The 10,029-nt window shown below is 69.9% G+C and carries 11 protein-coding genes; 6 read left to right on the forward strand and 5 right to left on the reverse strand.

The window, feature by feature from the left end; translation table 11 throughout:
• Window positions 1-5 precede the first annotated feature (5 nt).
• A complete protein-coding gene (locus G408_RS0108250) occupies window positions 6-2,105 on the reverse strand; it encodes a S9 family peptidase (protein WP_028770714.1) in 2,100 nt (699 codons plus the stop codon).
• Window positions 2,106-2,232: 127 nt separating this feature from the next.
• Between G408_RS0108250 and G408_RS0108255 the strand changes: the two genes are divergently transcribed.
• Window positions 2,233-3,792, forward strand: coding sequence for a peptide MFS transporter (locus tag G408_RS0108255; protein ID WP_028770715.1), 1,560 nt, complete (start codon window positions 2,233-2,235; stop codon window positions 3,790-3,792).
• On the opposite strand, the gene G408_RS0108260 is transcribed toward G408_RS0108255, so the two are convergent.
• The 3 genes from G408_RS0108260 to G408_RS0108270 are packed head-to-tail and all read right to left on the reverse strand — an operon-like array spanning window position 3,782 to window position 6,515.
• The gene (locus G408_RS0108260) at window positions 3,782-4,588 is read right to left on the reverse strand and encodes an ABC transporter substrate-binding protein (protein WP_028770716.1); all 807 of its coding nucleotides are present in this window, start codon (window positions 4,586-4,588) and stop codon (window positions 3,782-3,784) included. The two genes, G408_RS0108255 and G408_RS0108260, sit on opposite strands and share 11 nt — an antisense overlap.
• A gap of 4 nt (window positions 4,589-4,592) precedes the next feature.
• Entirely contained in the window at window positions 4,593-6,059 is a 1,467-nt protein-coding gene (locus tag G408_RS0108265) for an MFS transporter (protein ID WP_028770717.1), read from the reverse strand.
• A 51-nt stretch (window positions 6,060-6,110) separates the two neighbouring features.
• Window positions 6,111-6,515 (reverse strand): GFA family protein, encoded by a 405-nt coding sequence (locus tag G408_RS0108270; RefSeq protein WP_028770718.1) that lies wholly within the window; start codon window positions 6,513-6,515, stop codon window positions 6,111-6,113.
• 130 nt (window positions 6,516-6,645) lie between these two features.
• On the opposite strand from G408_RS0108270, the gene G408_RS0108275 reads away from it, so the two are divergent.
• Window positions 6,646-6,996, forward strand: a complete 351-nt coding sequence (locus G408_RS0108275; protein WP_028770719.1) for a hypothetical protein — start codon at window positions 6,646-6,648, stop codon at window positions 6,994-6,996.
• A gap of 5 nt (window positions 6,997-7,001) precedes the next feature.
• Here the strand turns inward: G408_RS0108275 and G408_RS14810 are convergent, their stop codons facing one another.
• Window positions 7,002-7,838 (reverse strand): DUF3313 domain-containing protein, encoded by an 837-nt coding sequence (locus G408_RS14810; protein WP_051282801.1) that lies wholly within the window; start codon window positions 7,836-7,838, stop codon window positions 7,002-7,004.
• Window positions 7,839-8,044: 206 nt separating this feature from the next.
• Between G408_RS14810 and lexA the strand changes: the two genes are divergently transcribed.
• The 4 genes from lexA to G408_RS0108295 all read left to right on the forward strand — a co-directional run.
• Window positions 8,045-8,704 carry a transcriptional repressor LexA gene (lexA, locus tag G408_RS0108285; RefSeq protein WP_028770720.1) on the forward strand — a complete coding sequence of 220 codons (660 nt, stop codon included), beginning with the start codon at window positions 8,045-8,047 and terminating at the stop codon, window positions 8,702-8,704.
• Between the two features lie 17 nt (window positions 8,705-8,721).
• Window positions 8,722-8,946: a hypothetical protein gene (locus G408_RS0108290; protein WP_028770721.1), complete on the forward strand. Its 225-nt coding sequence runs from the start codon at window positions 8,722-8,724 to the stop codon at window positions 8,944-8,946.
• 165 nt (window positions 8,947-9,111) lie between these two features.
• Entirely contained in the window at window positions 9,112-9,741 is a 630-nt protein-coding gene (locus G408_RS15100) for an HNH endonuclease (RefSeq protein ID WP_084628144.1), read from the forward strand.
• A 38-nt stretch (window positions 9,742-9,779) separates the two neighbouring features.
• A partial coding sequence (locus G408_RS0108295; RefSeq protein ID WP_037412840.1) for a transposase occupies window positions 9,780-10,029 on the forward strand: 250 nt, incomplete at its 3' end.

Here is a 10,029-nt window from a genome sequence, read left to right on the forward strand (position 1 = left end):
GGGCGTCACTGCGCGGTATGGGTCTTCAGCCAGCGGTTCACCGTCTCGTGCCAGAGCACGCTGTTGTGCGGCCGCAGGATCCAGTGGTTCTCATCGGGGAAGTACAGGAACTCGGAGGGGATGCCACGCCGCTGCAGGGCGGTGAAGGTGGCGAGGCCCTGCTCCACCAGCACGCGGTAGTCCTTCTGGCCGTGGATCACCAGCATCGGCACGCGCCAGCGCTCGACGAAGTTCACCGGGTTGTGCTTCTCGATGGCCTCGCGCACCTCCCAGGGCACGCCGCCGTTCTCCCACTCGGTGAACCAGAGCTCCTCGGTGGAATAGGCCATGGAGCGCAGGTCGAACACCCCGGCATGGCTCACGAGGCACTTCCAGGGCTCGTTCCAGTTGCCGGCGATCCAGTTCACCATGTAGCCGCCGTAGCTGCCGCCCAGCGCGCAGGCGCGGTTGCCATCGAGGAAGTCGTACTTCGCCAGCGCCGCGGCCCAGCCCTTTTTGAGGTCGACGAGCGGCTTGCCGCCCCAGTCGCGCGAGATCGAATCGGTGAAGGCCTGGCCGTAGCCGGTGCTGCCATGGAAGTCGATCATCACCACGGCAAAGCCCATGCCGGCATAGGTCTGGGCATTCCAGCGGTAATGCCACTGGTTGTGGAAGCTGCCCTGCGGACCGCCATGGATCAGGAAGGCTACCGGTGCCTTGCGGCCGGGCTGGTAGTCCCAGGGCTTGACGACATAGCCGTACACCGTCTCGTCGTTCCAGCCCTTGAAGCTGAACTGCTCATAGGCGCCCATGCGCACGTCGGCGAGACGCTCGGCGTTGTAGTGGGTGAGGCGACGCTCGGCGATGCGGGCGCGGATGGCCGAAAGGTAGAGGTCGGCCGGGCGGTCGAGGGTATCGCGGGTGAAGACGACGCGGTCGCCGTGGATGTCAAAGCCGCCGATGTTGCCGCCCTGCACCACCTTGCGCACGGCGCCGGTCTCGAGATCGATCTCGAACAGCGGATGGGTGCCGGTATCGAGGGTGCTGGTGTAGACATGGCGGCCGTCGTCGCCCAGCACGAGGGCGTCGAAGCTGCGGTCCCAGTCGGCGGCGATCTCGCGGGTGGCGCCGCTCGCGAGGTCCATGGCCATCAGGGCGAAGCGGTCGGCCTCGAAGCCGCCGCGCTTCATGGCCCGCCAGTAGAGGGTGCGGCCATCCTTCGAGAACACCGGATTGGTGTCGGTGCCGGGGTTGTCCGGGGTGAGGTTGCGCGGCGCCGCGCTGCCGTCCACCGGTACCTGGAAGAGGTCGAAGTTGGTGGACCAGGGCTCGCTGCGGCCGGCGATGCGCACGCTGAAGACCACCTGCTTCCCATCCGGCGAGAACACGTAGTCGGAGGCATCGCCGAAGGGCTTGCCCGGCACGTCGCCATCGATGCCGCGACTGAGGTGCTGGGGCTCACCGGCGAGCTTGCCGGCCTCGTCGAAGCGGGCGAGGAAGAGCTGCGACTGGCGGCCGTCCTTCCAGGTATCCCAGTGGCGGACGAAGATCCGCTCGTAGAGCACGCCGGTACGCTTGTCGGCGGCGCGCGCCTCCAGCCCTTCGGCGGTGCAGGCCAGGGTTTCGCAGCGCGGGAACACCTCGAAGCTGAGCGCCACCGCCCGGCCATCGGGCGAGAGCCGGTAGCTCTCCACCGACAGCGGGTAATCGCTCACCTGCTCCGGTTCACCGCCCTCGGCCGCGATGCGCCAGAGCTGCATCGAGCCCGACCGGGTGGAAAGGAAGTACACATGCCGCCCGTCCGGCGACCAGCTGCCGGCGGCTACCGACATGCCTTCCGGGGTGAGCGGCCGGCCAGGACCGCTGGCGGGGTCGGTGAGCATCAGCGAACCGATGCCGCGGTCCTTGTCCCAGTCGGTGCGGCGCAGGCTGTAGAGGATGCGGCGGCCATCCGGCGAGAACTGCGGCGCCGAGACCCGGTCGAGCATCACCAGGTCCTGGGCGGTGAAACCGCGGGCCTGGCCGGCGGGCGTGGCCGGCGTGGGAGAGGCCTCGGACGGGGCCGGCCACCCGGCGAACAGCACCAGGCCGGCGAGCAGCGGAAGGGCGGGCGACGGACGCGACATCAAGCACCTCGGCGGGACGGCGGAACACCAGGCCCGGCATGGTAGCAGCCCGGCCGTGAGGGCCGCTGCCGCCGGGGCCTGCCGCCCCGTACACTCGCCGCTCCGCCACCGCCTGCCGGAGCCACCGTTGAGCACCGCTGCCCCCTCCGCCGAGTTCCTCGGCCACCCCAAGGGCCTGTTCGTCTGCTTCCTCACCGAGATGTGGGAACGCTTCGCCTTCTACGGCATGAAGGCCCTGCTGCTGCTGTATCTGGTCAAGCACCACGGCTTCAACGATGGCGACGGCTATCTGCTGCTCGGCACCTATGCCGGCCTTGCCTATGCCCTGCCCCTGCTCGGCGGCCTGCTCGCCGACCGCTACCTCGGCATGCGCAAGGCCGTGCTGTTCGGCGGCGCGCTGCTGGTGGCCGGCCAGTTCGGCATGGCCTACACCGGCAGCCCGGCCGCAGAGGGCGGCCGTGATGCCCTGGCAGTGCAGGTGATGTATGCCTCGCTGGCCCTGATCGCGATGGGCGTGGGCTTTCTCAAGCCCAACATCTCCACCATCGTCGGGCGGCTCTACGCCGAGAACGATGCCCGCCGCGATTCGGCCTTCTCGATCTTCTACATGGGCATCAATGTCGGCGCCTTCCTCGCCTCGGTCATCGTCGGCTACGTCGGCGAGCGGCTGGGCTGGGGCTACGGTTTCGCCCTCGGCGGCGTGATGATGGCCGCCGGCCTGGTGCAGTTCGTGCTCGGCCAGAAACACCTGATGGGGCAGGCCGAGCCGGCCGATCCGGCGCGCCTGCGCGCCCCGCTGCTGGCCGGCCTGAGCCTGGAATGGCTGATCTACCTCGGCGCCCTGCTCGGCGTGGTGGTGGTCTGGCAGGTACTGCAGACGCGGATCGATTTCGAGCCGCTCAACCGCCTGGTGGGCGGCCACCAGGTAACGCTGACCGAACTGGTGGCGGTGGTGCTGGGCACGGCGCTCTACGCCTGGTTCGCCGTGCTGATGTTTTCCGGCATCGACCGGGTGGCGCGCGGCAAGATGCTGCTGCTGCTCGTGCTCACCACCGTGAGCGCCCTGTTCTGGGGCCTGTACGAGCAGACCTATGGCCCCTGGGTGGCGCTGGCCGAGCGGGCCATGGACCGCAGCACCTTCGGGCTGGAGTGGACCGCAGGCCAGACCACGGCCATCGGCGCCCTGTGCGTGATCGCCATGAGTCCGCTGTTCGCCTGGCTGTGGCCGCGCCTCGACCGCGCCGGCCTGAACCCCGGCTACGCCGCCAAGTTCGCTGCCGCCCTGATGCTCTGCGGCCTTGCCTTCGGCGTACTGGCCTTCGCCTGCGCCCATCCCGGCGCCGACGGCCTGGTGAGCCTGTGGTGGATGATCCTCGCCTACGTGGTGCTGGTGGCCGGGGAAATGGTGCTGAGCCCGATCGGCCTCGCGGCGGTGACCGCGCTCTCGCTGCCGCGGGTGGTGGGCACCATGATGGGTGCCTGGTTCCTGTTCTCGGCCTTCGGCGAGATGATCGCCGGCCGCCTCGCCACCTATGCCGCGATCCCGCCCGGGGCCGAGGGCACGGTGTCGGCGGCGCAGGCGCTGGCCGTCTACGGCCCCTTCTTCACCCAGATGATGTGGATCGGCCTGGGCGCGGGCCTGGCCCTGCTGCTGGCCACCCCGCTGCTCAACCGCCTCACCCGCTGAAACCGCGCGCCCGCACCCAACGGGCGATGTGGCGGTGCAGGGCCGCAAGGCCGTCGGTCAGCGCCGCCGGCCCGGGCTGCAGGATGAGGGGCGACTTGATCTCGAAGAGCTGGCCTTCGCGCACCGCGCTGGTCCCCGCCCAGCCCGGCCGGGCCGCCACCTGCTCCGGGCGGAAGCGCTTGCCGCACCAGGAGCCGAACACGATCTGCGGGTCGCGGCGCAGGAGCTCGGTATCGTCGGCGAGGATGCGCGCCCTGGCCAGCGGCTCTGCGGCCAGTTCGGGGAAGAGATCGTCGCCGCCGGCGATGCGCACCAGCTCCGCTACCCACTGGATGCCGCTGATGCGCGGCTCGTCCCACTCCTCGAAATACACCCGCGGCCGCACGGGAAAGCGCGAGGCGGCCTCGGCCACCGCCGCCACCCCGCGCTCCAGCGCGTCGGCATAGGCCTCGGCCCTGGCCGCCGCGCCCACCAGCGCGCCCAGCCGGCGCACGTAGTCGAGGATGCCGGCCACCGAGCGGTGGTTGCTGATCCACACCTCCACCCCGGCCCGCACCAGCTGCGCGGCGATGTCGGCCTGCAGGTCGGAAAAGCCGATGGCGAGGTCGGGCCTGAGTTCGAGGATGCGCTCGATCTTCGCGCTGGTGAAGGCGCTGACCTTGGGCTTCTCGCGCCGCGCCTGCGGCGGCCGCACGGTAAAGCCACTGATGCCGACGATGCGGTCCTGCTCACCCAAGGCGTAGAGCACCTCGGTGGGCTCCTCCACGAGGCAGACGATGCGGCGCGGGCCGCGCATGCCTTCAGTGCCCTCCCGCCGCCGGCACCCCGGCACCGCCCTGCGCCTGCGCGCGCCAGCGCGGCACCAGGGCCAGCCAGGACAGGGCCGAGAGCGCCATCGCCGCGGCGCCGATCAGGAACACGCTGCCCTTGTCCGGCAGGGCCTGCACCACGAGGCCGATGCCAAGGCTCACCGCCAGCTGCGGCAGCACCACGCTGAGGTTGAACACGCCCATGTAGAGGCCGATGCGCGCCGGCGAGACGCACTGCGAGAACATGGCGAAGGGCAGGCTGACGATGGCGCCCCAGCCGATGCCGGCCAGCGCCATGCCGAGGTAGATCACCCACGGCGCATACCCGGCGACGTAGGCGAGCAGGAAGCCCGCCACCATCAGGCCGAGGCCGGCCGCATGCACGCGCACCTCGTCGAAGCGGCGCGCCAGCGGGTTCAACAGCAGGGCCGGAGCCAGCGCGCCCACGGCATTGAGGGCGAGGAAGCTGTTGGCCATCACCCGGCCGATGGCATCGTCGTCCGCCTCGGGGAAGCGCTGCTTCACCGTGGCGATGAGGTAGACGAACAGGGTCTGCATGCCGATCCAGCTCAGGGAATGCGCGGCCAGCACCTTGCGGAAGCCGGGCAGGTCCTCGCCCGGCGTTCCCGGCGCCGGCTGGCGCTCCAGCAGGGCCCAGACGATGAACAGCAGGGCGGCCAGGCCGAAGCCCGCCTCCAGCCACAGCGGATGCGTGGCCTGCCCGGCGAGCTTGAGGCCCATGGCCACCGCGGCATAGGCGGCGAAGGGCCAGAGCGGGCGCATCAGGCGGAGCACGGCGAAAAGCCCGAGGCGCTGCCCGTCCCTGCCCGGCTCCGCCGTGGGCAGCGTCTTCGGCTCCTCCACCAGCAGCGGCGGGAGCAGCGAGAAGAGCAGCACCAGGCCGGCGCCGAAATAGATCAGCGCAAGATTTCCGAAACCCGCGCCAATCGCATAGGCCAGCACGCCGAAGCTGCCCGACACGGTCTGCATCCAGGTGTAGGCCGTGGTGCGCATCGGCCCTTCCGGCGTCACGTCGGCGATCAGGGCCCGTGTGGGGTTGAAGCTGACGTTGATGGCGAGATCGAGCACCAGGGCCACGGTGATCGCCACGCCGAGGATGGCATCCAGCCCCAGCGTCTCGTTGATGAGGCCGATGGCCGGCAGGGCCAGCAGGGCGAGCGCGGTGAGCACGCCGCCGACGAGGATGTAGGGCCGCCGCCGCCCGCCCCAGGCCCAGGTCTGGTCGCTGAGCAGGCCGATCAGCATCTGGCCGAGGATGCCGGCCAGCGGGCCTGCCGCCCAGACGAGGCCGATCTCGTGGATGTCGAGCCCGTACCTGGTGCTGAGTAGCCAGCTCAGGGCCGAGATCTGCACCGCGAGGGCGAAGCCCATGGCGGTGGACGGCAGGCTCAGCAGCACGAGGAACGGCGGCGAGAGCCGGTGTTGCATCTGCAGCATGGTGGATTCAGCCCCTCCCGGACGGTCGGGCGAGCCTACCCCGGCAGCGCCTCAGCGCGACAGGTGGGCGAGCGCGGCGGCGTTCGCCTCCCAGTTGCGGCCATCGAAGGCTTCGACCACCAGCGCCTGCACGCTGCCCTCGTCGAGGCAGCGGGCGTTCACGTCGATGCCGTCCGGATTGCTGCGCGGCACGTAGAAGCTCTTGATGCCGCACACGCCGCAGAAGCGGTGCCGGGCCACGCCCGTGTTCCAGCGGTAGTCCACCAGCACCGCCTCGCCCGAGAGCAGGCGGAAGCGCGAGGCCGGTACGATCAGGTGCAGGAAGCCGGCCTTGCGGCAGATCGAGCAGTTGCAGTCCTGCACCACCAGGGTGGCGGGGGCATCGACCTCGAAGCGCACGGCGCCGCAGTGGCAGCCGCCGCGGTGGACGACGAGGGGCGAGTCGGGGGAATCCATGCCGCGATCCTACGCTCCGGGCCACCGGTTCAGCGAGATCATGGCTCGCTGAACCGGCACGCGCGTCGCGGGAACCCTGCCCGCCCTCCGCAACTCCATCGCACTGAACCCACCGATGGAGGCACCCCCCATGCGCATCGCCCTGCTCACCCGCCGCGACGTCGACAGCGAAGGCATCCTCGAGGCCCTCGAGCGCCGCGCCCACCGGCTTCTCGGCCGCGTGTCCGACCGCATCGCCGATCTGGCCGTGGGGCTCGCCGACCTCAACGGCCCGAAGGGCGGCGTGGACCGCGAATGCCAGCTGCAGGCCCGCCTGCACGATGGCCGCACGCTGATCGTCCGCGCCCGCAGCACCGATTTCGGCCGGGCCATCGACGGGGCCATGCACAAGCTGCTCTCGCGGGTGCTGAAGCTGCGCAAGAAGACCGCCGGCCTGCGCCGCCAGGCGGTACCGCTCGGGCGGCTCGCCGCCAGTGCCTGACAGGCCTACCCCGCAGGCTCGGGCTCGACCCGTTCCGACTCCCTGACGGGTCCGGGCCTGCGGGGCGGGGCGCCGGCATCGATGGCCTCCGGTGCCAGCGGCAGCAGGATCGAGGCCCCGCGGCCCGCCACGCTGGCGCGGCCGAACCATTCCAGGCATCGCGACTCGTTGGCCTGCTCCACCGCCGTCGTGATGCCGCGTTCCGTCGAGGCGGTGGAGCCGGTGGCCTCGACGAGGGCCCGGGCGAAGTCGCGGCCGAAATCGCCGGCGAGCTGGTAGGCGTCGCCGATGCTCGAGACCCGCGCCGATTCGCTGATCGCTCCCGCCCCCTCGGCCCAGCGCAGCACCAGGGCCTTGCGGCCCTCCACCCGCGCCACGCCTTCGGCAGCAAAGCCGCCCAGGCCCGCGGGCAGACGGAACGGCCCCGGCACGAAGACATCGAACAGCGCCGAGACGCCGGCCGCCCCGGCCGAGGTCGGACGGATCGCGCTCACCCGCAGTTCGATCTCCAGCTCCGGTGCCTCCGCATCGATCAGGAAATGCCGGGCAAGGCGGTTGCAGGCCTCGCGCGCCGCCCGGTTGCCCACCAGCGCCGCCTGCGCCTCGCTCACCCCGGCACCGGCGGCATCCTCCAGCACCACCACCCGCGGCGGGGCCACCCGGCGCACCGGCGCGACGAGCGCGGCATCCACGTAACGCTCCACCCGGGCGTGGGTCTCGTCGCGCAGCGTCTCGAAGGGCAGGGCCTCGAGGGCGGCATCGCGCCGGGTCTCGGGCGCCGAGGCGCAGGCCTGGAGCAGCAGCAGGGGAAAGGCAAGACCGAGGGCGCGGAAGGGTCGCATGCGGAAACTTGGGGCAGCGGCAGACAGGCACGCAGGCTGGCAGAGCGCCGATGCAGGCCGCGTCCGCGGTGCGTGCGCCCGGCGTGAACCGGAACACGGCCACCGCGGACGCCGTTGGCCTCTGTCGCAGGCGGTGAGAAACGCGGCGGGTGGAATGCCCCTGCCGGCCGCTTGACGGCTCTGTCGATACCACACATATTTGTGGCATGACCCTCACCGACCGCCAGCTCGCCATCCTCGACTTCCTCCGCGCCTACCTCGCGGCGGAAGGCCGGCCGCCCACGCTGGCCGAGATCGCGTCGGCCTTCGGCTTCCGCCAGGCCCGCAGCGCCCAGGACCACCTGCAGGCGCTGGCCGCCAAGGGCGCCATCGAGCTGGTGCCGGGCGCGCGCGGCATCCGCCTGCGCGACGAAACCGCCCCATCGGCGCCATCGGCGGCCGCCTCCCCGGCCGGCCGCCCGGGCCGGGACGCCATGGCCGACAGCCTGCTCACCCTGCCCCTGCTGGGCCAGGTGGCGGCGGGCCGGCCGATCGACCCGCAGGCCGACTACGAGGGGGAACTGCTGCTCGACCGCGCCCTGTTCTTCCCCACCCCGGACTACCTGCTGCGGGTGAAGGGCGACTCGATGCGCGACGACGGCATCTTCGATGGCGACCTGATCGCCGTGCGCCGCTGCCCCACCGCCGAGAACCACCAGATCGTCGTCGCGAGGATCGACGGCGAGATCACCGTGAAGCGGCTGAAGCGCGGCAAGGACCGCGTGCTGCTGATGCCGCGCAACCCCGCCCATGCGCCCATCGAGGTGCCTGCCGAGGCCGATTTCGCCATCGAAGGCCTCTACTGCGGCCTCGTGCGGCGCGGCTGATCCCGAGGAGCCCCGCCATGACCACCCGCCCCGATTCCGCCAGCAGCGACCTTGCCCTGCTGCTGTTCGCCCTCGCCCTGTGCGCGGCCTTCGGCGCCCTGTTCGCCTGGGCGCTGGCCGTGCCCTTCTGGCTTGGCTTCGCCATGGTCGGCTCGGCCCTGTTCGTGGCCGGGCTGCGCGGCCACGGCGAGGCCGGCCCACGCCGGCGCGGAACGGCCCGCCGCCTGCAGCCGCGGCACTGAAGCCGGACACCGGTTTGCGAACCGGCAGCGGCGCGTCTCCGGCCTCGTCCCCGGAGGCGCGCCCTGCCGGGGCTCGCTGGCAGGCCATAATGCCGTTCGGACAGTGCCGGAAACGGACTGGAGCCTGATTGTTCACTACAACTGACTTGATGGCCCAAGCCTACCGTGAGCTCGAATCGCTGGAATAGAGAACAACTCAAACTGGCTTTCAGCCTCTATTGCCAGCTACCTTTCGGAAAGCTGCATAGCCGCAACGATCAAATCATCGAGCTAGCCAGATTACTGGGACGCACACCATCGGCAGTGGCAATGAAGCTCGTGAACTTCGCCAGCCTTGACCCAGCGATTACGACATCCGGAAGAAAAGGCCTAGGCAACGCGTCGGCACTGGATCGTGAAGTGTGGGATGAATTTCATTCCGACTGGGAGAGCCTTGTCCTGGAATGCATTGAAATTGATCGACAATTCCGCTCGGAATCAGCCATCGAGCCGACACCCGATTCGCTGGACGATTTCGATCTGAACGATTATGCCGGCGAAACACGCCGAGCAATCATCGAGCAGCGAATGAAACAACACTTTTTCCGGCGTGCGGTGTTGGCAAGCTATGGCGGGCGTTGTTGCATGTCCGGCTTGTCCGAAACACGCCTTCTAGTGGCCAGCCATATCGTCCCATGGAGCCACGACAAGGCTAACCGCCTCAATCCCAGCAATGGCTTATGTCTGTCAGCACTTCATGACAAAGCATTCGACCGAGGCCTCATTGACCTGCCTGGCGATTTTCGGTCCAGTTGAAAGTTGAGAGGATGGCTCCCGACGAAGACGAGGAGCCCATGCGTAAGTCCCGATTCACCGAAGAGCAGATGGTCAAGATCCTGCGGGAGGCCGACCGATCCCCCGTGGCGGAAGTGGCCAGGAAGCACGGCGTCAGCGAGCAGACCCTGTACCTGTGGCGGAAGCGCTACGGGCAACTGGAGGCGGCGGATGTGAAGCAGCTGCGCACCCTGCAGCAGGAAAACGCCCGCCTCAAGAAGCTGCTGGCCGAGCGCGACCTCGAGATCGAGGTCATGAAGGAGATCACCG

The organism is Silanimonas lenta DSM 16282 (assembly GCF_000429065.1).
Lineage (GTDB): Bacteria > Pseudomonadota > Gammaproteobacteria > Xanthomonadales > Xanthomonadaceae > Silanimonas > Silanimonas lenta.

What these genes read in the sequence shown, in the direction of transcription:
- G408_RS0108250 (WP_028770714.1), bottom strand. Translation starts at nt 2,105, where the DNA reads ATGTCGCGTCCGTCGCCCGCCCTTCCGCTGCTCGCCGGCCTGGTGCTG.
- G408_RS0108260 (WP_028770716.1), bottom strand. Translation starts at nt 4,588, where the DNA reads ATGCGCGGCCCGCGCCGCATCGTCTGCCTCGTGGAGGAGCCCACCGAG.
- G408_RS0108265 (WP_028770717.1), bottom strand. Translation starts at nt 6,059, where the DNA reads ATGCTGCAGATGCAACACCGGCTCTCGCCGCCGTTCCTCGTGCTGCTG.
- G408_RS0108270 (WP_028770718.1), bottom strand. Translation starts at nt 6,515, where the DNA reads ATGGATTCCCCCGACTCGCCCCTCGTCGTCCACCGCGGCGGCTGCCAC.
- G408_RS0108275 (WP_028770719.1), top strand. Translation starts at nt 6,646, where the DNA reads ATGCGCATCGCCCTGCTCACCCGCCGCGACGTCGACAGCGAAGGCATC.
- G408_RS14810 (WP_051282801.1), bottom strand. Translation starts at nt 7,838, where the DNA reads ATGCGACCCTTCCGCGCCCTCGGTCTTGCCTTTCCCCTGCTGCTGCTC.
- lexA (WP_028770720.1), top strand. Translation starts at nt 8,045, where the DNA reads ATGACCCTCACCGACCGCCAGCTCGCCATCCTCGACTTCCTCCGCGCC.
- G408_RS0108290 (WP_028770721.1), top strand. Translation starts at nt 8,722, where the DNA reads ATGACCACCCGCCCCGATTCCGCCAGCAGCGACCTTGCCCTGCTGCTG.